24 protein-coding genes and 1 pseudogene are annotated in these 20,405 nt (G+C 68.7%); 16 read left to right on the top strand and 9 right to left on the bottom strand.

The window, feature by feature from the left end; all coding sequences use genetic code 11:
• The first annotated feature begins 138 nt into the window (after window positions 1–138).
• The 13 genes from MTDSW087_RS07965 to MTDSW087_RS07905 all read left to right on the top strand — a co-directional run bounded on the left by MTDSW087_RS07965 (window position 139) and on the right by MTDSW087_RS07905 (window position 12,113).
• Window positions 139–1,056 carry a branched-chain amino acid ABC transporter permease gene (locus MTDSW087_RS07965; protein WP_144762714.1) on the top strand — a complete coding sequence of 306 codons (918 nt, stop codon included), beginning with the start codon at window positions 139–141 and terminating at the stop codon, window positions 1,054–1,056.
• Window positions 1,056–2,435, top strand: coding sequence for a high-affinity branched-chain amino acid ABC transporter permease LivM (gene livM, locus MTDSW087_RS07960; protein WP_144762712.1), 1,380 nt, complete (start codon window positions 1,056–1,058; stop codon window positions 2,433–2,435). Before MTDSW087_RS07965 ends, livM begins: the two co-directional genes overlap by 1 nt.
• A gap of 5 nt (window positions 2,436–2,440) precedes the next feature.
• Window positions 2,441–3,346 (top strand): ABC transporter ATP-binding protein, encoded by a 906-nt coding sequence (locus MTDSW087_RS07955; RefSeq protein ID WP_144762710.1) that lies wholly within the window; start codon window positions 2,441–2,443, stop codon window positions 3,344–3,346.
• Window positions 3,343–4,140, top strand: a complete 798-nt coding sequence (locus tag MTDSW087_RS07950; protein ID WP_144762708.1) for an ABC transporter ATP-binding protein — start codon at window positions 3,343–3,345, stop codon at window positions 4,138–4,140. Before MTDSW087_RS07955 ends, MTDSW087_RS07950 begins: the two co-directional genes overlap by 4 nt.
• Window positions 4,141–4,142: 2 nt before the next feature.
• The gene (locus tag MTDSW087_RS07945) at window positions 4,143–4,514 is read left to right on the top strand and encodes a DUF6867 family protein (protein ID WP_144762706.1); all 372 of its coding nucleotides are present in this window, start codon (window positions 4,143–4,145) and stop codon (window positions 4,512–4,514) included.
• Window positions 4,515–4,583: 69 nt separating this feature from the next.
• Window positions 4,584–5,702 carry a branched-chain amino acid ABC transporter substrate-binding protein gene (locus MTDSW087_RS07940; RefSeq protein WP_144762704.1) on the top strand — a complete coding sequence of 373 codons (1,119 nt, stop codon included), beginning with the start codon at window positions 4,584–4,586 and terminating at the stop codon, window positions 5,700–5,702.
• A gap of 417 nt (window positions 5,703–6,119) precedes the next feature.
• Window positions 6,120–7,043 (top strand): amino acid ABC transporter substrate-binding protein, encoded by a 924-nt coding sequence (locus tag MTDSW087_RS07935; RefSeq protein ID WP_144762702.1) that lies wholly within the window; start codon window positions 6,120–6,122, stop codon window positions 7,041–7,043.
• A 156-nt stretch (window positions 7,044–7,199) separates the two neighbouring features.
• Window positions 7,200–7,922 (top strand): amino acid ABC transporter permease, encoded by a 723-nt coding sequence (locus MTDSW087_RS07930; protein ID WP_144762700.1) that lies wholly within the window; start codon window positions 7,200–7,202, stop codon window positions 7,920–7,922.
• Window positions 7,922–8,614 (top strand): amino acid ABC transporter permease, encoded by a 693-nt coding sequence (locus MTDSW087_RS07925; protein WP_144762696.1) that lies wholly within the window; start codon window positions 7,922–7,924, stop codon window positions 8,612–8,614. Before MTDSW087_RS07930 ends, MTDSW087_RS07925 begins: the two co-directional genes overlap by 1 nt.
• 160 nt (window positions 8,615–8,774) lie before the next feature.
• Window positions 8,775–9,503 carry an amino acid ABC transporter ATP-binding protein gene (locus MTDSW087_RS07920; RefSeq protein ID WP_186383788.1) on the top strand — a complete coding sequence of 243 codons (729 nt, stop codon included), beginning with the start codon at window positions 8,775–8,777 and terminating at the stop codon, window positions 9,501–9,503.
• Window positions 9,504–9,668: 165 nt separating this feature from the next.
• A complete protein-coding gene (locus tag MTDSW087_RS07915; protein WP_144762690.1) occupies window positions 9,669–10,337 on the top strand; it encodes a DUF1007 family protein in 669 nt (222 codons plus the stop codon).
• Window positions 10,328–11,317 (top strand): nickel/cobalt transporter, encoded by a 990-nt coding sequence (locus MTDSW087_RS07910; RefSeq protein ID WP_238179678.1) that lies wholly within the window; start codon window positions 10,328–10,330, stop codon window positions 11,315–11,317. The genes MTDSW087_RS07915 and MTDSW087_RS07910 overlap by 10 nt, the downstream gene beginning before the upstream one ends.
• A 67-nt stretch (window positions 11,318–11,384) precedes the next feature.
• Window positions 11,385–12,113 (top strand): hypothetical protein, encoded by a 729-nt coding sequence (locus MTDSW087_RS07905; RefSeq protein ID WP_144762687.1) that lies wholly within the window; start codon window positions 11,385–11,387, stop codon window positions 12,111–12,113.
• A gap of 3 nt (window positions 12,114–12,116) precedes the next feature.
• Here the strand turns inward: MTDSW087_RS07905 and MTDSW087_RS07900 are convergent, their stop codons facing one another.
• Together MTDSW087_RS07900 and MTDSW087_RS07895 are read right to left on the bottom strand one after the other, a co-directional pair.
• Entirely contained in the window at window positions 12,117–12,704 is a 588-nt protein-coding gene (locus MTDSW087_RS07900) for a histidine phosphatase family protein (RefSeq protein ID WP_144762683.1), read from the bottom strand.
• A gap of 52 nt (window positions 12,705–12,756) precedes the next feature.
• A complete protein-coding gene (locus MTDSW087_RS07895; RefSeq protein ID WP_144762680.1) occupies window positions 12,757–13,152 on the bottom strand; it encodes a VOC family protein in 396 nt (131 codons plus the stop codon).
• A 214-nt stretch (window positions 13,153–13,366) separates the two neighbouring features.
• Between MTDSW087_RS07895 and MTDSW087_RS07890 the strand changes: the two genes are divergently transcribed.
• Window positions 13,367–14,359, top strand: a complete 993-nt coding sequence (locus MTDSW087_RS07890) for an alpha/beta fold hydrolase (protein WP_144762678.1) — start codon at window positions 13,367–13,369, stop codon at window positions 14,357–14,359.
• A gap of 10 nt (window positions 14,360–14,369) precedes the next feature.
• Here MTDSW087_RS07890 and MTDSW087_RS30575 read toward each other — a convergent pair whose 3' ends face one another.
• From MTDSW087_RS30575 to ccmA, 7 genes are all read right to left on the bottom strand, one after another.
• The gene (locus tag MTDSW087_RS30575; protein ID WP_238179676.1) at window positions 14,370–14,963 is read right to left on the bottom strand and encodes a DsbE family thiol:disulfide interchange protein; all 594 of its coding nucleotides are present in this window, start codon (window positions 14,961–14,963) and stop codon (window positions 14,370–14,372) included.
• A complete protein-coding gene (ccmD, locus tag MTDSW087_RS30570) occupies window positions 14,960–15,103 on the bottom strand; it encodes a heme exporter protein CcmD (protein ID WP_210248275.1) in 144 nt (47 codons plus the stop codon). The genes MTDSW087_RS30575 and ccmD overlap by 4 nt, the downstream gene beginning before the upstream one ends.
• An 11-nt stretch (window positions 15,104–15,114) precedes the next feature.
• Window positions 15,115–15,912 (bottom strand): heme ABC transporter permease, encoded by a 798-nt coding sequence (locus tag MTDSW087_RS07880; protein ID WP_144762672.1) that lies wholly within the window; start codon window positions 15,910–15,912, stop codon window positions 15,115–15,117.
• A 221-nt stretch (window positions 15,913–16,133) separates the two neighbouring features.
• Window positions 16,134–16,289, bottom strand: a complete 156-nt coding sequence (locus MTDSW087_RS30050) for a hypothetical protein (RefSeq protein WP_186383779.1) — start codon at window positions 16,287–16,289, stop codon at window positions 16,134–16,136.
• 751 nt (window positions 16,290–17,040) lie between these two features.
• Window positions 17,041–17,202 (bottom strand): hypothetical protein, encoded by a 162-nt coding sequence (locus MTDSW087_RS30045; RefSeq protein ID WP_186383778.1) that lies wholly within the window; start codon window positions 17,200–17,202, stop codon window positions 17,041–17,043.
• Between the two features lie 252 nt (window positions 17,203–17,454).
• Window positions 17,455–18,123 (bottom strand): heme exporter protein CcmB, encoded by a 669-nt coding sequence (gene ccmB / locus MTDSW087_RS07875; protein WP_144762669.1) that lies wholly within the window; start codon window positions 18,121–18,123, stop codon window positions 17,455–17,457.
• Window positions 18,120–18,797, bottom strand: coding sequence for a heme ABC exporter ATP-binding protein CcmA (ccmA, locus tag MTDSW087_RS07870; protein WP_144762666.1), 678 nt, complete (start codon window positions 18,795–18,797; stop codon window positions 18,120–18,122). The genes ccmB and ccmA overlap by 4 nt, the downstream gene beginning before the upstream one ends.
• A gap of 229 nt (window positions 18,798–19,026) precedes the next feature.
• Between ccmA and MTDSW087_RS07865 the strand changes: the two are divergent.
• Window positions 19,027–19,805: pseudogene (locus tag MTDSW087_RS07865) on the top strand (IS3 family transposase); the annotation flags it as partial.
• Window positions 19,806–20,096: 291 nt separating this feature from the next.
• Complete coding sequence (locus MTDSW087_RS07860) at window positions 20,097–20,372, top strand: transposase (protein WP_244948375.1); 276 nt, start codon at window positions 20,097–20,099, stop codon at window positions 20,370–20,372.
• The last annotated feature ends 33 nt before the right edge of the window (window positions 20,373–20,405 follow it).

Here is a 20,405-nt window from a genome sequence, read left to right as displayed (position 1 = left end):
GATTCCTCTATTCTGTTCGTGTGCTCCAGCCGCCCCTCGCGATCAGACGGGGCCCGCCGTCACCGGTCCCGGCTGGCGGCAAGCGCGGCAGTGCGGTACGGCTCTTGCTGAACAGCGGCGAGGCATCACGGGACCGCGATGGACGTCTTTCTGCAGCAGCTCATCAACGGGCTGACCCTCGGCTCGATCTACGGCCTGATCGCCATCGGCTACACGATGGTGTTCGGCATCATCGGCATGGTGAACTTCGCCCATGGCGACGTCTTCATGGTGTCGAGCTTCATCGCCCTGATCGTCTTCCTGATCCTCACCGCCTGGCTCGGGATCAGCTCGGTGGCCTTCGCCCTGCTGATCGTGCTGGTGGTGGCGATGGCGCTCACCGCGCTCTGGGGCTGGGCGATCGAGCGGGTGGCCTACCGGCCCTTGCGCGGCTCGTTCCGCCTCGCCCCGCTGATCTCGGCCATCGGCGTCTCGATCTTCCTGTCGAACTTCGTGCAGGTGACGCAGGGCGCCCGCAACAAGTCGACGCCGCCGATGCTGGAGGGCGGGGTCGTGCTGATGCAGAGCGAGAGCTACACCGTCTTCCTCTCCTACAAGCAGGTCCTGATCATGGCGGTGACGGCCGTGCTGCTCACCGGCTTCTGGTACCTCGTGCAGCGCACGCCCTTCGGCCGGGCCCAGCGCGCCTGCGAGCAGGACCGCAAGATGGCCGCGCTGCTCGGCATCGACGTGGACCGCACGATCTCGCTGACCTTCGTGCTGGGCGCCGCGCTCGCCGCAGTCGCGGGCGTGCTCTACCTGCTCTATTACGGCGTCGTCTCGTTCTCGGACGGCTTCGTGCCCGGCGTGAAGGCCTTCACCGCCGCCGTGCTCGGCGGCATCGGCTCGCTGCCCGGCGCCGTGCTCGGCGGGCTGATCATCGGCCTGATCGAGGTGTTCTGGTCGGCCTATTTCTCCATCGAGTACAAGGACGTGGCCGCCTTCTCGATCCTCGCCATCGTGCTGATCTTCATGCCCTCCGGGATCCTGGGCCGCGCCGAGGTCGAGAAGGTCTGATGGCGGACGCGCGCACCCCCGGATTGCCCGACATCCTGCGGGATGCCGGCCTCTACGCCCTCGTCGCCTTCGGCCTCTGCATCCCGATCATCGCCTACCGCACCGATGCGGGCCCGACCGGACTCGAGCTGACGCCGCGCTGGAAGCTCGTGGCGGCCTTCTGCGCCGCGATCTTCGCGCTGCGGGTGGTCCAGCGCCTGATCCTCGCCCGCCGCGACGCGCGCCGCGCCCTGACGCCGTCGCCCGCCCAGGCCACCGAGGCGGTCCAGGGCGAGCCCGATGCCGGCCAGCGCGTCTCGAAGCTCGGCCTCTACGCCTTCCTCGGCGTCGCGCTGACGCTCCCGGTGATCGCGACAACAGCGAGCGGGGGCCTCGGCCCGGCGCGCTACTGGATCGACCTCGGCATCCTGATCCTCACCTACGTGATGCTCGGCTGGGGGCTCAACATCGTCGTCGGGCTCGCCGGCCTGCTCGACCTCGGCTACGTCGCCTTCTACGCGGTCGGCGCCTATTGCTACGCGCTGCTCTCGACCACCTTCGGCCTGTCCTTCTGGATCTGCCTGCCGCTCGCCGGCCTGTTCGCGGCGGCCTGGGGCATGGTGCTGGGCTTTCCCGTCCTGCGCCTGCGCGGCGATTACCTCGCCATCGTGACGCTGGCCTTCGGCGAGATCATCCGCCTCGTCCTGATCAACTGGACCGACCTGACCGGCGGCGCGGCGGGCATCTCCTCGATTCCCCGCGCCACCTTCTTCGGCATCCCCTTCACGGCGGACGAGACGGGATTCGCGGCGCGCTTCGGGCTGGAATTCGATTCCATGCACCGGGTCGTGTTCCTCTACTACCTGATCCTGGGGCTCGCGCTCCTGACCAACCTCGCGACGCTGCGCCTGCGCCGGATGCCGATCGGGCGCGCCTGGGAGGCGCTGCGCGAGGACGAGATCGCCTGCCGCTCGCTCGGCATCGACACCACCACCACGAAGCTCACCGCCTTCGCGCTGGGCGCGGCCTTCGCGGGCTTCGCCGGCTCGTTCTTCTCGGTGCGCCAGGGCTTCATCAGCCCGGAAAGCTTCACATTCCTCGAGAGCGCGATCATCCTGGCGATCGTGGTGCTCGGCGGCATGGGCAGCCAGGTCGGCGTCGCGATCGCCGCCGTCGCCATGGTCGGCGGGCCGGAGCTGCTGCGCAATCTCGGCTTCCTCAGCGCCGTCTTCGGGGAGGGGTTCGATCCGAACGAGTACCGCCTGCTCCTGTTCGGCCTCGCCATGGTCGCGATGATGGTCTGGCGCCCGCGGGGCCTGATCTCGGTGCGCGTGCCCTCCGTGTCGCTGGGCGAGCGCCGCGCCATATCCGGCGCCCATGTCAGCGAGGGACACGGCTAGACGGCATGACGGTCCTGACCCCCGCCAACCCGAAGACCGCCGAGAAGATCGCCGTCGGCCGCGAGGCGGTCCTCTCGGTCGCCCACCTCACCATGCGCTTCGGCGGCCTCACCGCGGTGAACGACCTCTCCTTCGAGGCGAAGGCCGGCGACATCACCGCGCTGATCGGCCCGAACGGGGCCGGCAAGACCACGGTGTTCAACTGCATCACCGGCTTCTACAAGCCGACCGAGGGCATGCTGCGCCTCGCCCATGCGGATGGCACCGTGCACCTTCTGGAGCGGCTGCCGAACTTCGCCGTGAACCGCACGGCGCGCGTCGCCCGCACCTTCCAGAACATCCGCCTGTTCCCCGGCATGACCGTGCTGGAGAACCTGCTCGTCGCCCAGCACAAGCCGCTGATGCGCGCCTCGGGCTTCACGGTGCTCGGGCTCCTCGGGCTCGCGGGCTACCGCTCGGCCGAGAGGGCGGCCATCGAGAAGGCCAAGGCCTGGCTCGACCGGATCGGCCTGATGGAGCGGGCCGACGATCCGGCCGGCGCGCTTCCCTACGGCGCCCAGCGGCGCCTCGAGATCGCGCGCGCCATGTGCACCGATCCGGTGCTGCTCTGCCTCGACGAGCCGGCGGCCGGGCTCAACCCGCGCGAGAGCGCCGAGCTCAACGCGCTCCTGCGCCACATCCGCGACGCGCACGACACCTCCGTGCTGCTCATCGAGCACGACATGTCGGTGGTGATGCAGATCTCCGACCACGTCGTCGTGCTCGATTACGGCTGCAAGATCGCCGACGGCACGCCGGACGAAATCCGGAGCGACCCGAAGGTGATCGCCGCCTATCTCGGCGTCGAGGACGAGGAGGTGGAGCGCGTCGAGGCCGAGGTGGGCATCGGCCACGGAGAGGCCGGAGCATGAGCGTCGCCGGCATCAACGTGCTCGTGGAGGAGACCCGCGCCCGGCAGGCCGCGGCCGCGGCGCCGCTCCTCGCGGTCCGGGACGTCTCGACCTATTACGGCAGCGTCGCCGCCCTCAGGGGCGTCGACCTTGATGTCGGCGAGGGCGAGATCGTCACGCTGATCGGCGCCAACGGGGCCGGCAAATCGACCCTGATGATGACGATCTTCGGCGCGCCCCAGGCCCGCACGGGCTCGATCCTCTATGCGGGGCAGGACATCACGCGCCTGCCGACCCACGCCATCGCGCGCCTCGGCCTCGCCCAGTCGCCGGAAGGCCGCCGCGTCTTCCCGCGCATGAGCGTGTTCGAGAACCTCCAGATGGGCGCGAGCCTGCACGGGGGCCGCTACTTCGCGGAGGATCTGGAGCGCGTCTGCACCCTGTTCCCGCGGCTGAAGGAGCGCCTCCAGCAGCGGGCCGGCACCATGTCCGGCGGCGAGCAGCAGATGCTGGCGATCGGCCGCGCCCTGATGAGCCGGCCTCGCCTGCTCCTCCTCGACGAGCCCTCGCTCGGCCTCGCGCCTCTCGTCGTGAAGGGCATCTTCGACGCGATCCGCGACCTCAACCGCCGGGACGGGATGACGATCTTCCTCGTGGAGCAGAACGCCTATCACGCGCTCAAGCTCGCCCATCGCGGCTACGTGCTGGTGAACGGGCGCGTCACCATGAGCGGGACCGGCCGCCAGCTCCTCGACGATCCGGCGGTGAAGTCCGCCTATCTCGAAGGCGGCCACGGCGCCGCCGCGGGGGCCTGACCATGCAGGGCATCGTCTACGAAGAGGCTTCCGTCTGGCTGTTCCTGCTCGTCACGGTGGTGATGGGCGGCTGGGCCGGCTGGATGGCGGCCCGCGCCGTCGCCCGCGCCTGGCGTCCCTTCTGGCAGGCGGCCGTCTCGCTGCTCCTCGTCGCGGCGGCGGTGCGCTTCATCCATTTCGCCCTGTTCGAGGGCACGCTCCTGTCCGCGCAGTACCATCTCGTGGACGCCGCCGTCGTGATGCTGGTCGGCGCGCTCGGCTACCGCGCCACCCGCACCCGGCAGATGACCACGCAGTACCGCTGGCTCTACGAGAAGACCTCGCCGCTGACTTGGCGCGAGCGCCCTTCCGGCGCGGCACCGCAGCGGCCATGATCCGATCCGGACCGCCTTGCGCCAACCGATTCCGCGCAAGGTTTGTGTGAAGTGAAGGAGACGACCGGGATGAGAGTAGGATTACTGGCGGGCCTCGCGCTCGGCCTCCTGGCCTCGGCCGCCCAGGCTCAGGTGAAGGTCGCGGTCGGCGGCCCGATCACCGGCAACAGCGCCGCCTTCGGCGCCCAGCTCAAGAACGGCGTGTCCCAGGCCGTCGAGGACATCAACAAGGCCGGCGGCATCAAGGGCCAGAAGGTCGAGTTCTCGTCGGGCGACGACGCCTCCGACCCGAAGCAGGGCGTCTCGGTGGCCAACAAGTTCGCCTCGGACGGCGTGAAGTTCGTGGTCGGCCACTTCAACTCGGGCGTGTCGATCCCGGCCTCCGACGTCTACGCCGATGCCGGCATCGTCGAGATCACGCCGGCCTCGACCAACGTGAAGTTCACCGAGCGCGGCCTCTGGAACGTGTTCCGCACCTGCGGCCGCGACGACCAGCAGGGCGCGGTGGCGGGCGACTACCTCGTCAACAACTTCAAGGGGAAGAAGGTCGCGATCATCCACGACAAGACCCCTTACGGAAAGGGTCTCGCCGACGAGACGCTGAAGGCCTTCAAGGCCAAGGGCGGCAAGGAGACCCTCTACGAGGGCATCAACCCGGGTGAGAAGGACTACTCGGCGCTGGTCTCGAAGCTGAAGCAGAACGGCATCGACGTGGTCTATTTCGGTGGCTACTACACCGAGGCCGGCCTGATCATCCGCCAGATGCGCGACCAGGGCCTGAAGGCGCCGATGATGGGCGGCGACGGCATGGTCGACAAGGAGCTCGTCGCGATCGCCGGCCCCGGGGCCGAGGGCACCCTGACCACCTTCCCGCCGGACGCCCGCAAGAACCCGAACGCCAAGGAGGCCGTGGCCGCCTTCAAGGCCAAGGGCATCGATCCGGAGGCCTACACCCTCTACGCCTACGCCGCCGTGCAGATCTTCAAGCAGGCGATCGAGGGCGCGGGCTCGGCCGACCCGAAGAAGGTCGCGGCCTTCATGCGCGAGGGCAAGCCGTTCACCACGGTGCTCGGGCCGATCTCGTTCGACAAGAAGGGCGACATCACCAAGCCCGACTACGTCATGTATACCTGGAAGAAGAACGACAAGGGCACGGTGGACTACACCGGCAACGAGGTGACGCAGTAACCCTGTCCTGAAGAGGACAGGCAGTTGGGGCCGTCCCGCCGACGTGCGGGACGGCCCTTTTCGTGTCCGGCCGCTACAACGCCCGTGGAACGTCTCTCAAGGCCCGCACGAAACCCGATGCGGACGCACAGGGAATGTGCAAGATGCGTGTGGCACGGGCGAAAACGCCCGGCTCGACGCCGTGGGCGGACGATCAGGGTGGAAAACTTGGGCAGATCCGGCGCCCGCCGATACGGCACGCCCATCGACAGGTCCGGCACAGGCCGAATCCGCTCGTCCGCGGCGGCCGCGCCGGCACGCATCTCCGTGATCACACCTCCACAAACCGGCACCATCATTGCAAAGGCGCGCCTGCACGCCGGGCGCGCCCTTGGCGCACGCCGACGCCCGCTCGGCATGATTGGGAGTTTCGTTCTGATGCAGTTTCAATTCGATCGTCGCGGACTGGCGCTCGGCCTCGCCCTCGGCGCATCCCTGTTCGCCGGCTCAGTCCAGGCCGAGGAACTCACCGGAACGCTCAAGAAGGTGAAGGATACCGGCGCCATCACCATCGGCTACCGCGATTCCTCGGTGCCCTTCTCCTACCTCGACGGCAACCAGAAGCCGGTCGGGTACGCGATGGAGATCTGCCTGAAGATCGCCGACGCGGTGAAGACTCACCTCAAGCTCGACAAGATGGAGGTGAAGCTCAATCCGGTCACCTCCGCGACCCGCATCCCGCTGATCGCCAACGGCACGATCGACCTCGAGTGCGGCTCGACGACGAACAACGCCGAGCGCCAGAAGCAGGCGACCTTCACCAACTCGCACTTCCTGACGGCGACCCGCTACGTCGCCAAGAAGGATTCGAACCTCAAGACCTTCGACGACCTGAAGGGCAAGACCGTCGTCTCGACCTCGGGCACGACCAACATCAAGCAGATCAACGAGGCCAACACCGAGCGCAAGCTCGGCCTGACCATCCTGCCGGCCAAGGACCATGCCGAGGCCTTCCTGATGGTCGAGACCGGCCGCGCCGCCGCCTTCGTGATGGACGACGTGCTGCTCGCCTCGCTCGCCGCCGGCTCGAAGACGCCGGACGCCTACGTGATCTCCACCGACACGCTCTCGAAGCCCGAGCCTTACGGCATCATGCTGCGCAAGGACGACGCCCCCTTCAAGGCAGTCGCAGACGCGGCGACGAAGGCCCTCTACACCAGCCCGGAGGGTAAGGCCCTCTACGACAAGTGGTTCACCCAACCCATCCCCCCGCGCGGCATCAACCTCAAGCTCCCAATGACCGAGGCGATGGAGAAGCAGTTCAAGACCCCGAGCGACAGCCCGGATCCGGCCGTCTACTGAGCGGCCCCATCGCTTGAAGCCTCGCGCGGGCCTGTCCCGCGCGAGGATCCTGTGCAGAACGCCGGTCGGGATGCAGTTTTCGCGGGCCACCTCGGGCCGAACCTGCTCGATTGAGCGTCGATCCTCTGACCCGGTGCGGCGAAGCCTTCGAGAGCGATGAATTACAACTGGAACTGGGGCATCTTCTTCGAGCCCTCTCCCGAAGGCACCGGCACCTATGCCGACATGCTGCTCTCGGGCCTCCTCTGGACGATCGCGACCGCGCTCTGCTCCTGGGTGATCGCCTTTTGCCTGGGCTCGGTGATCGGCGTGCTGCGCACCCTGCCGAACAAGGCGGCGAATGCGGTCGGCACGGCCTATGTCGAGCTGTTCCGGAACATCCCGCTGCTCGTGCAGATGTTCCTCTGGTACTTCGTGCTGCCCGAGGTTCTGCCGCAGGCCTGGGGCAATTGGCTGAAGCAATTGCCGAATGCGCCGTTCTATACCGGCGTCGTCTGCCTCGGCTTCTTCACCGCCTCGCGCGTCGCCGAGCAGGTCCGCGCCGGCATCCAGTCGCTTCCGCGCGGACAGCGCATGGCCGGCACCGCGATGGGCTTCACCGTGGCCCAGACCTACCGGTACGTGCTCCTGCCGAACGCCTACCGAATCATCCTGCCGCCGCTGACCTCCGAATTCCTGAACAACCTCAAGAACACCTCGGTGGCGCTCACCATCGGCCTTCTCGAGCTGACCGCCCGCGCCCGCTCGATGCAGGAATTCTCCTTCCAGGTGTTCGAGGCCTTCACGGCCGCCACGCTTCTCTACGTCTTCATCAACCTCATCGTGATCACGGCGGCCTCGTTCATCGAGCGCTCCGTGGCGATCCCGGGGCAGCGCTGATGCTTTCGAACTTCGACTTCAGCGTCATCGTCTCGTCGCTGCCCTACCTGTTCGGGCAGGGCATGGTCTTCACGGTGTCGCTCACCGCCATGGCGGCGGGCATGGGCATCGTGCTCGGAACGCTCATCGCCATGGCGCGCCTCTCGGGCGTGCCCGGCCTGACGCACGCGGCGAAGGTCTATGTCGAGCTGATGCGCTCGCTGCCGCTCGTGCTGGTCATCTTCTGGTTCTACTTCCTGGTACCCTATATCGGCGCCTACGTGACCGGCGCGCCGAACCCGATCCAGGTCGGCGCATTTCCCTCGGCGCTGATCACCTTCACGCTGTTCGAGGCGGCCTATTTCTCCGAGATCATGCGCGCGGGCATCCAGTCGATCCCCAAGGGGCAGACGGCCGCGGCCTCTGCGCTCGGGATGAACTACTGGCAGTCGATGCAGAACGTCGTCCTGCCGCAGGCCTTCCGCAACATGCTGCCGCTCCTGCTGACGCAGACGATCGTGCTCTTCCAGGACACCTCGCTCGTCTACGTGCTGTCGCTGACCGACTTCCTCGGTGCGGCCTCGAAGGTCGCGCAGCGCGACGGCCGCCTCGTCGAGATGTATCTCTTCGCGGCCGTGGTCTATTTCGCGGTCTGTCTGACCGCCTCGTTCCTGGTGCGGCGCCTTCAGGCCCGCGTCGCCATCATCCGCTGAGCGCGCACGTCGCGGCTTCCACGAGGATCGTGCCATGACTTCCACGCCGATGCCGGCTCCCACGCCCTCCAACCCCGTCGCTCCGGCGGGCCAAGCCCCCACGGATGACGGTCTGCAGACGGGGAACCTGACCCAGCCCGGCACCCGCACGGGCGAGACGATGATCGCTATCGACAACGTCAGCAAATGGTACGGCGACTTCCAGGTGCTGACGAACTGCACCACCAGCGTCGCCAAGGGCGAGGTGGTGGTGGTCTGCGGTCCCTCCGGCTCGGGCAAGTCGACCCTGATCAAGACCGTGAACGCGCTGGAGCCCTTCCAGAAGGGCCAGATCACGGTCGCCGGCACCAAGGTGTTGGACAAGTCGACCAACCTGCCGAAGCTCCGCTCCCGGGTCGGCATGGTGTTCCAACATTTCGAGCTGTTCCCGCACCTCACCATCACCGACAACCTGACGATCGCTCAGCGCAAGGTGCTGAAGCGCGGCAGCGAGGACGCGAAGAAACGCGGCCTCGACCTGCTCGCCCGCGTCGGCCTCTCGGCCCATGCCCACAAGTTCCCGGGCCAGCTCTCGGGCGGCCAGCAGCAGCGCGTCGCGATCGCTCGGGCGCTCGCCATGAACCCGGTGGTGATGCTGTTCGACGAGCCGACCTCGGCCCTCGACCCGGAGATGGTCGGCGAGGTGCTCGACGTGATGGTTGAGCTTGCCAAGGAGGGCATGACCATGATGGTCGTGACCCACGAGATGGGCTTCGCCCGGAAGGTAGCCGACCGCGTCATCTTCATGGATCGCGGCGAGATCGTCGAGGACGCCCACAAGGACGACTTCTTCGGCAAGCCCCGCTCCGAGCGTGCGCAGACCTTCCTGTCGAAGATCCTGCAGCACTGACGGATCGCCGAACGGTCGTCGCAGAGGGGGTTCTCAGGGCGCTGCCCTGAGAACTTCCGTCGGAGAGGGACAGGGACAGGGAAGATGGCACGCCTCGCTTTCGCCCCATGGGGCGGGCAAGCGCGTTTACCGATCCTTTACCAGAGCCCGCGAGCGTCCGATCCGATGCCGACCGCCGCGCCCGCCTTCCGCATTCTCACATTCGTGGGCGTTCTCGCCCTCTCTGGCACGCCCGCCTCGGCCCATCCGCATGTCTGGGTGACCGCGAAGGCCGAGATCGACTACGCGTCCGGCAAGGTCACCGGCATCCGCCATAGCTGGACCTTCGACGCGGCCTACTCGGCCTTCGTCACGCAAGGGCTCGACACGAACAAGGACGGCAAGCTCACACCGGACGAACTCGCCGGGCTCGCCACCGAGAACACGCAGAACCTCGCGGAATTCGGTTACTTCACGAAGCTCAAGGTCGCCGGCAAGGAGCAGGCCTTCGCCGAACCCACCGAGCCGCGCATGGCGATGGGAGGCGAGACCCTCACCCTGAGCTTCCTGCTGCCCCTCAAGGCGCCGGCGACTCAGGGACGCGGCGTCGTCGCGCTCGAGGTCTACGATCCGACCTTCTTCGTCTCCTTCGGCCTCGCGGACGGTGCGGACGCCGCGCGCCTGACCGGAGCCCCGGCCGGCTGCGCCGCCACGATCACGCGTCCGAAGGCTGCCGAGACCAAGACCGCCGACGGGTCCAAGCCCGGCATGACGGAAGCCTTCTTCGAAGCGCTGACGGCTGCCTCGAATTACGGCGTCCAATACGCGCAGCGGGTGCTGGTCGCGTGTCCGTGAGCATCGGTCTGGTGGAGGCGTCGCCGCGCGGACGTCTCCCGCTGCGCCTCGCATTGATCGCCGGAGCGATCGCCGCGGCCGGGTTGCTGCTCGCCGCTCTGACCTGGCTGGTGATGCCGGGTGTCGCCGCGCCGCCCCCGCGCTCGCCCTTCGGCATCGGTTTCCGCGAGGCCGCGCCCGACGCGACGGGCCTCGGCGGCTGGCTGCTTGCCGTCCAGTCGAGCTTCTCCCGCAGCCTCCAGGGCGCGGTCCAGGCGCTGAAGCTCGGCGGCGACTGGATGCCGCTCGCGCTGCTCGGCTTCGCCTACGGGGTCTTCCACGCCGCCGGGCCGGGCCACGGCAAGGCGGTGATCGCGGGCTACATCGTGGCTGGCGAGCGCACGCTCCAGCGCGGCTGCGCCCTGAGCTTCGCCGCCGCGCTCCTGCAGGCCGCGGTCGCCATCGCGATCGTCGGGATCGGCAGCGTGATCCTCGGCGCCACGGCCGCCACGATGTCGCGGGCGGGCACGCTCGTAGAGACCGCGAGCTTCGCCCTCGTCGCGCTGATCGGCTTCGCGGTGACCTGGCGCAAGGCCGGGCGACTCGCTGCGGCGAACGCGGCCGGCTGCGGGCCGGACTGCGCCCATGTGCCCGCCGACGCACGCGCCGAATCCTGGCGCGAGCGCGCGGGCGTCGTGCTCGCCGCGGGCTCGCGCCCGTGTGCCGGCGCCGTCCTGCTCCTCGTCTTTGCCCTGTCGCAGGGCGTGCTCTGGGCCGGCATGCTGGCGGTGCTGGCGATGGCGCTCGGCACCGCTCTCACCACGACGGCGCTCGCCTGCCTCGCGGTCTTCGCCAAGGGCGCGGCCTTGCGCCTCGCGGGCGGGCGCGGCCGCGTCGGGGCGATCGCCGTCGGCGGCCTCGAACTCCTGGCCGCCGCCTTCGTCCTGGTGCTCGGCCTCGCCATGCTCACCGGCCTCGCGCTCGGGATGGGCGGCGCCTGAAGCCCTCTCGCCAAGCGGACCGCACCGTGGCAGGCTCCCGTGCTTCCTGCGGGACGACGAGGACGGCATGGCTGATCGCTTGGCGGACGGCTTCGGGCACATCCTGAACTGGCGCCTGCTCGCGGGCTCGCATCAATTCCCGGGGCCCGACGGCGGCACCTGCATCAACGAGGCGGCCCTGGTGGCGGCGGGGCTACCCTATCGGGCGATCCGTTCGAGCGCCGATTGTCCGCCCTGCTTCTCGCACCCGCTCGCGGCCTACGCGCTCGGTCTCAATGACGCCATGCCCGATGCCGAGCGGAACCGACTGATGGCCTTCGTGCTGCGCCTCTCGGGCTCCGCCGACCGGCCGGAGATCGAGGCCGCGCGCACCCGGCATCTCGCCGTTGCGGGCATCAGCCGCATCCTCGGTCCCCTCTGCGGGATCGCCGGCCTGTCCGACCTCGCCGCGCTTTGCGCGGCCGCGGACACGGTCGAGGAAGCGCTCGCCGCCGCCCGCGCGGCGTCCTGGCGCGGCGGCGTCCGCGCCGAGGAGGCGGGGCATCGCCGCCTCTGGCTCGCGGGCGCACGGGCGGCGGCTCTGGCGCGCACCGCAACCGCAGCCATTCGCGCGATCGACGATCCGCGCTGCGCCGCCGAGATCGCCGAGGGCGCGGCGCCCTTCCTGCCCGGCACCTGGCAGACGGCCTGCGCCATCCTGGAGGAGGCGCTCGCCATCGGCCGCCAGGCGCCGAACATCGACCTCATGCTTGCGGGGCGCCGCCTCGATGCAGCCCGCGGCCTGCAGCCGGCCTGAATCTCAGGCCGCGGCCGAATCCGCAGCGAGGTCGAGCTCGGTGCTCTCGCAGTTGTCGAGCCAGATCCCGGTCAGATGGAAGAAGAAGGTCCCGTGGCCGACCACCGCGATGGTGCGCTCGGGCCGGCGGCGCAGCCATTCGCGGAACTCCGCGACGCGCCGGTCGAACAGGTGGCGCGGCTCCACCGGATAGGCGCCGACCGTGCATCCCTCCTCCGCGTGCCACCACACCTCGGGCAGGTGGCCGACATCGAGATGGGGGAATTCCCGCGCGATCTCCGAGGCGGCGCGGCCGACGTCGCAACTGCTCTCCTGGCACTCGCGGTGCAGCACCTCCACCAGCACGCGCGGCGCGGCCGGATGCTCGCCGAACAGGATCGCGCTGGTCTGGATGGCCCGCGTCAGCGGGGAGGTGACCACGAGCTCGAAAGGGATCGCCGCGATGCGCTCGCGGGCCGCCTGGGCCTGAGCCTGCCCGCGCTCGGTCAGGCGAGCATCGAGATGGCCGGGGTCGCGGCCGGTGGCGCGGTGGGCGGCGTTGAAGGTCGATTCGCCGTGGCGGATGCAGACGATGCGGGTCGGTATAGTCATCGGTTCCTGAAAAGGCGGGACGGGGAGGCGGTCAAGGGGCCGCCCGGGGGGGTCAGACGAAGCGGCCGCCGCGCTGGATCACCTCGATCTTGTAGCCGTCGGGGTCGGTGGCGAAGAAGAAGCGCGCGAGCGGCGTGCCGCCGCGCTTCAGCTCCTTCACATCGGTCACCGGCAGGTTCTCGCCCGTGAAGCGGGCATGCTCGGCGGCAACGTCGTCCACCGTCACGGCGATATGGCCGTAGCCGTCGCCGAGTTCGTAGGGCTTGTCGCGGCCCTTGTTGACGGTCAGCTCCAGCTCGAAATCCGAGCCCTCGCCGCGCAGGTAGATCAGGGTGAAGTCCGGGAAATCGATGCGGTCGGCGACCGTGAGGCCGAAGGCGCGGCGGTAATAGTCCATGGACCGCGCCTCATCGCCGATGCGGACCATGCTGTGGACGAGCTTCGCCATCGGATCGCGTACTCCCGATTCCTGCCGATGCCCCCATGTGGCGCGGGAGGCGGCGGAGAGAAAGGGTGTCGCACTGACTTCGCGGACGCGGGCGCTACCTCACGCATGCCAGCCCTGCTGCATGCGCGGCCGGTCTCGCTGATCGCGGAGATCCTCACGTGACGGCACGTCGTGCTCGCCCGAATGCCGGCCGATCCGGCAGGGTGGGGCGCCCGTGAAGGGCGCCCTGGTCGCCGTTGCGATCCTGGCCGGGATACCGGTCGTCCTCGCCGTCGCCATCCTCGCGCTCGGCGCCGTCGCGACGCTTCTCATCACCCTGCGCGTCGATTCGGCCTATCCGCCGGGCGGCCCCTTCGTGGCGGTGCCGGGCGGTCGCCTCGCGACCCTGCAGGAGGGGCCGGTCGAGGGCGCCCGGGCGACCATCGTCCTGATCCATGGCGCCTCGGCCAATGCCGCCGACCTGATGGCCGGCATCGGGAGAACGCTCGCCGCCCGCGGCTTTCGGGTCATCGCCATCGACCGGCCGGGACTCGGCTGGAGCGACCGGATCGGCGGCGATGCGGCCGCGGATCCCGCCGTGCAGGCGCGAGCTGTCGCCGAGGCGCTTCGCGCGTTGGGCGCGCCGGCGGCGCTCGTGCTCGGCCATTCCTGGGGTTCGGCTCTCGCCTTGGCGCTCGCCCTCGACCACCCAGACCGGGTCGCGGGCCTGGCTCTCGTCTCGCCGGTGGCGCTGCCGTTCCCACAGCGCATCACGCTGCCGTGGTACTGGCGCCTCGCGGCCAAGCCGCCCGTCTCCTGGCTCCTCAGCCATACGATCGGGCCGCCACTCGCCCTCTTCTATCTGCGCGGCGCGGCTGGCCACGCGTTCCGGCCCCAGCCCGAGGCGGAGGGCTATCTGGAACGGGCGCGGGCCCCGCTGGTGATCCGGCCGGCATCACTTCTCGCCAACGTACAGGACTTGATCGGCCTGCCCGCAGCGCTGGCCCGGATGAGCTCGGCCTACGCGAGCCTGTCGGTGCCGACCGTGATCGTCTCGGGCGATGCGGATCCGCTGGTGCGGCCCGAGTCGCAGGCGCAGCCACTGGCGCGCGCCATCCCGGGCGCCAGGCTCGTCCTGCTGCCCGGGATCGGCCACATGGTGCCGTGGGTCGCTTCCGAGGCTCTCGCGGAAGCTGTGAACGGCCTCGCCACGCGCGCGGCCCGGTGACGAGCGCGCGTCACCGGGCTGACGCGACCTGACCCGCACGGCGGATCTTCTCCAGCACGTCCTTCAGGTTCTCCGGCGTCACGATGCCGACGAGCTTGTCGCGGATCACGCCGTCCGGCCCGATGATGAAGGTCTCGGGGACGCCGTAGACGCCGAGATCGATGCCGACGCGACCGCTCGCGTCGGAGCCGACCGCCTGGAAGGGCAGGCCGTGCTTGGCCAGGAAGGCGCGGCCCTTCTCCGGCGGATCCTTGTAGTCGATGCCGACGAGCCGGATCCCGGGCTCGCGCGCGAGCCGCATCAGCATCGGGTGCTCGACTTGGCAGGGCGCGCACCACGAAGCCCAGATGTTGAGCACCGTGACCGTGCCCCTGAGATCGGCGGAGGAGAAGCCCGGCACCGGATTGCCGTCGGCGGTGGTGAGGCCCTCGACCGGCGGCAGCGTGAAGTCCGGCAGCGGCCGGCCGACCAGCGCCGAGGGCAGGGCGGCCGGATCGACGCCCGAGCGCAGGCGCAGGAAGAACATACCGGCCAGCACCGCGAAGGTGACGAGCGGCAGGATCAGAAGCAGCGAGCGGCTTCGGGGCTTCGCGGCCTCGCTCACCGGCGATCGTCCCCAAGGGCGCGGAGCGCCCGGCGCTGCGCGTGCCGGTCGCGAACGGCGTTCAGCACGAGGGCAGCCATCACCAGCCCGGTGAAGGCATAGGCCGCCCAGATGAAGCCGGCATGCGGTCCGAGATCCATCGGGAAGGCCCTTAGAGCGGCTGGCCGAGGGGGAGACCGGTCGGAGCGACGCTCGCCCGGCCGGCATCGAGGCGCTCGGCCTCGCGGATCGTCAGCGTGCGCACGCGGCGGCGCATCACCTCGGTGCGCATGGCGTAGAGGTGGAGCGTGCTGCCGCCGACCGTTGCGGCGGCGATCATGACGAGAAGCGGGTAGAGCATCGAGGGATCGATGGTCGGGCCGCCCATGCGCAGGATCGAAGCCGGCTGGTGCAGCGTCGACCACCAGTTCACCGAGAACTTGATGATCGGCAGGTTGACGGCGCCGACCAGGGTGAGGATCGCCACGGCGCGCGCGGCCCGGTTCGGATCCTCGATGGTGCGCCACAAGGCGATCAACCCGCAATAGATCAGGAACAGCAGCAGCATCGAGGTCAGCCGCGCGTCCCAGACCCAGTAGGTGCCCCACATCGGCTTGCCCCAGAGCGAGCCGGTGACGAGGCAGACCAGCGTTAAGGCCGCACCGATCGGGGCGCCCGCCCGTTGGGCCACATCCGCGAGCGGGTGGCGCCAGACCAGGGTCCCAATCGCCGACAGGCTCATGGCCCCGTAGAAGAACACGCCGAGCCAGGCCGCCGGCACATGGATGAACATGATTCGCACGGTCTCGCCCTGCTGGTAATCGGGCGGCGCGACGAACCAGGAGAGGTAGAGCCCGGCAGCGAGCAGCAGGGCCGACAGGCCCGCGAGCCAGGGCGTCAGGCTGCCGGACCAGCGCATGAAGTGGCTCGGATTGGACAGGCGCGTCCAGAGCGAGGGCGAGGCGGACATGACCGGAGCTTCTGGTGTCTCTCACGAAACTCCCACCGCGCCGGAATGGCCGGAGGGAGGGCTCCCGGTGATCGGGAGTTCTGTGAGATGCACTTAGCCCGGGGTGCGGTGCAGCGGCAATGCGGTCGGGTCCGCGTCGAACTGACCGCCTGGGATATCCGCCGCGAGCGGAGCGCTCGCGGCGGCGCGTTCATCGGCCCCGCGGCTGGGCCGTCGTCGGCTCACTCGCACTCGGCGAGGACGAGGCGGCAGTTCGGGTCGTTGTCGAAGGCCATCGCCTTGGCATTCTCCTTGGTGCGACACCAGCCCATGCCGTAGTTGGTGCGGCTGGAGACGCAGGTGCCGCAGAATTGCCACAATCCAAGTACTTCCAGCATCTTAGATCCCGAACCCTGCTTCTGCGGTGCTATTGATCGCAAACGGTTATTTTCCAGCGTGCCCCGTACTGAAAAGGGCAAGGTAGCGAGGGACAGGCAACCGAGCCGAGCCAGAATGCCGGCATGTCAACAGCTGCCCGCCGTTCCGTTGTCCCAGCCTCCGACCTGCGCGCTGGAAGCGATAACGTCGACAGCCTGAACCCCGCCAAGCCCCCGTGCCCTAGCCATTGTGGCGAGGGCTGGCAGAAGACGCATACCGCTATGCTCTTAGTCCGGTTCGGGGAGCAGGCCCAGGAACTTTGGCGGACCCCAGGGTCCCTACGAGGTAGGGGCGGGTGGGCGGCATGGAAGGGTTCGGCGAATCCGGTAGGACTAGAGGTCAGGCGATCCGCTCGGGTAAGCCTGCCCCAGAAGCCGCGCTGCTCATCCTTCGACCCGTCGCCGGGGAGTACAACGGTCGGTCCTTCTGGGGCGCATAGATACAGCGGTGATTCGGCGAGTTAAGCTCGACATGTGGACGACTGCGGCCGCGGCCAGAGAGCGTGCTGGAACTCGTAGCTGTCGGTCTTCGGCGGCCTGAACCCTGCACAATCTTCGTACAGCCGTATCCGAAGCAGGGCTTGAACAAGCGCTTCCCGCAATTCGTCGGGCGAGAGGTCCGCAATCGGCTTCTCTCGGAAGCGGACGTTTTGCGCGGGGTCGAAGGTGGGCTGCATGATGATGCGCTTACCGCATGATGATGTCCGGCGCATCACACCTGCTCGACCTGTCTGAACTCCAAATTCCCCGGCGGGGCCCGCCCACAGATCGACACGGCGGCCTCAATCATCTGCCGCTCGATATCGACCTCCTTGACCACGCCGTTGAAGCTGGCGAGCGGACCATCGGCGACTCGGATGGTCTCTCGCTCCACCCGATGCCGTAGCCAACGTCGGCCGCCGCCTAGCCACGCTCGGTATCGACCGCAAAAGCGCCGGCCACGGCCAGCGCAGCAAACAGAGACTTCATGATCGCCACCCCCATGGCCCGACGCGGCCGGAGATTGGATTCCGGGTTCACAAGCGCGCAGTCGCCCGACTTTTAGGCCAGAGCGCGGACGGATGTAGGGTCGAGCGTTGCCGCCACGTCTGGATCGATTGCTTCAGTGTACCAATTCCCCAATCGATCATTCGGACCAACGCAGGGCGGCCGCCGCCGCGAGCGTTCCGACCACTGCCGCGATAAGGCTCAGACTCGCGAGAATGGTGAGCGGCGTCGTGAAGGGCACGGTGCCACTGGACGCCGATTCCGCCGCCGAGACGCCGAAGATCAGGGTCGGCACCATCAGGGGCAGGACCAGCACCGCGAGGATCAGGCCGCCGCGCCGGATCGAAGCGGTGAGCGCGGCACCCACCGCACCGATGAAGGTGAGGGCCGGCGTTCCGGCGAGCAGGGTGAGCGCGGTCGCGGCCATGCCAGTCCCGTCGAGGGCCACGAGCAGGCCGAAGAGCGGCGAGGCGAGCGCCAGCGGCAGCCCGGTGGTGAGCCAATGCGCCACCACCTTCGCGAGCACGACGAGTTCGAGCGGAACGGGCGCGGCGGTCATCAGATCGAGGGAGCCGTCCTCCTCGTCGGCCTGGAACAGCCGGTCGAGGCCGATCAGCGTGGCGAGCACCGCCGCGAGCCAGAGGATCGCCGGGCCGATCCGCGACAGAAGATTGAGGTCGGGTCCCAGCGCGAAGGGCACCAGCGCCACGATCATCAGGAAGAAGACCAGGGACAGCGCGCCGGAGCCGCCGACGCGGGTGGCGAGGGCGAGGTCCCTTGCGATCAGCGCGAGGAGGGCGCGGCTCATGCCCAATCCTCCAAGTCCGCATCGCGCAAATCCGCGTCGCGGTCGGGCGTCGGCGAGGGCCGGTCCAGCCCGAACTCCGGCGCGGCGATGGCGAGGGTTGCCGCATCCTCGAGACCGAGCGCCTGATGGGTTGCGGCGACGATGAGGCCGCCCGCCGCGAGATGCTCCGCCATCAGCTCGGCGAGGAGAGCCTGCGAGGCGACATCGAGCGCCGCGGTCGGCTCATCGAGCAGCCAGAGCGGCCGGTGGCAAACGAGGAGCCGCGCGAGCGCGACCCGCCGCCGCTGACCGGCTGAGAGATAGGCCACCGGCAGGTCGTGGGCATGGCCGAGGCCGAGCCTGGCCAGGGCCGCCCGCGGCTGCATCCGGGCGTCGCCGAGGAGGGCGCGGGCGAAGGCGAGATTCTCTCCAGCGCTCAGTGCGGCCTTCAGGCCGTCGCGGTGCCCCACAGTGTGCAGGCATTCAGGCAGGCTCGCCTCGCCGACATCCGCCACCCAGATCTGCCCGGCATCGGGCCGCAGACGCCCGGACAGGATGGCGAGCAGGCTCGACTTGCCGGCGCCGTTGCGGCCGGTGACGGCGAGGGCTTCTCCCGGCCCGAGGGCGAAAGACAAGCCCCCGAATACGCGCCGCCCCGAGCGGCGACAGGCCAGTTGCTCGACGCTGAGATGCAAAACCTGGCTTCCTCTGTATCGCGCTCATAGCGCCATTCGGGCTTCCTTGCCCGATTGCGCGTCGGAACGGAACGATTTCATCACCCGAGGGTCCGTTCGCTAGCGATCGCGGCAGTAGCGCGGCTGTGCCTCGTGAATGAATCGATGCGGCCGCTGGCTGTTTGGTTTGGCCTGCTGCCGGTTTCACGGACACCCGGTTTAGGTGTGATGGTGAAGCCGGAGGTGCTCCATGCAGCGTCGCAAGTTCGGGCGTGAGTTCAAGATCGAGGCGGTTCGCTTGGTTCGGGAACGCGGGGTCAGTGTCGCGCAAGCCGCACGCGACCTCGACGTTCACGAGACGATGCTGCACCGGTGGGTAAAACAGGCGGTGGCCGATTCGCAGCACGCCTTCCCCGGTCAGGGCCAAGTGAAGCCCGAGCAGATCGAAATCGATCGTTTGCGCAAGGAGGTCGCTCGTTTGAAGGCGGAGCGTGACATCCTAAAAAAGGCCGCCGCCTACTTTGCGAGGGACGCGATATGAAGTTTGCCTTCATCGCAAAGCATCGCACCGTCTGGCCGGTTGCCTGGATGTGCGCGGCCCTGAGTGTCTCGCGCCCCGGCTTCCATGCTTGGCTGACCCCCCAGCCCAGCCAACGCATACGGGACGACGAAGCCATCCTCGTCAAGGCTCGCGCGAGCTTCGTGGCCAGCGACCGCACCTACGGCGCGAGGCGCGTCTGGCGCGACGTGCTGGCCGAGGGTGTCTCGTGCGGGCTGCACCGCATCGAGCGGATCATGCGCGAGAACGCACTGCGGGCACGGCCACGCCGACGCGGGCTTCCGAAGGACGAGGGTGAGCGGGCGACGACCTCACCCAATCTTTTGGACCGGCGGTTCGCGGCGGATGCTCCGAACCGGAAATGGATCGCCGACTTCACCTATATCTGGACGGCCGAGGGCTGGCTCTACGTCGCCACCGTCATCGACCTGTTCTCACGCCGTGTCGTGGGCTGGTCGATGCAGGCCAGTTGCGAAACGTCATGGCGACGCAGCGCGTTGGGCGATCGAAGCCTACGTGTGGCGGTTCGAGGGTGTGCGCCGCCGTGCGGCCAGGAGTGCCTGCTGATGCTGGCCATCTATCCCCAATCACGGTGTCGATCTCATCGGGCTGGTACCCAAGGACAACCAGTGGCAGGCGCGCATCAAGGGCGCGTTCACGATCGAGCCTTCCAACTTCATTGAGATCGGCAGATCGCCGTCAGCCCGGCCGGGCACAGCAACCGGAACTGGTGTCCCGACCACAACCTCGGGCGTACGGTCATGCGCATCCGCTTCGCGACACGAGACTGCCAAGCCTGCACCGTGAAGCCGCGCTGCACGCTCTCGGAGCGCCGCCTGCTGACCCCGCGCTCGCACGAGGAACACGAGGCACTTGTCGCAGCACGGTTACGCGAGGGCCAGCCGGCGTTCGCGGCTGATCGGCGGCGGCGAGCCGGCGTCGAGGGCACACTTTCGTGCGGGGTGCGGTGTCCGCCGTCAGCACTCCTGAGACAGATTGAGGGTCTTCACGAACGGAGGATGGCTGGTTCATCGTAGCCCCCAGGAGCGAAGATGAAACAGACGTCCGGG

The organism is Methylobacterium dankookense, from assembly GCF_902141855.1.
GTDB lineage: Bacteria > Pseudomonadota > Alphaproteobacteria > Rhizobiales > Beijerinckiaceae > Methylobacterium > Methylobacterium dankookense.
This window is presented reverse-complemented; position numbering and strand designations above follow the sequence as displayed.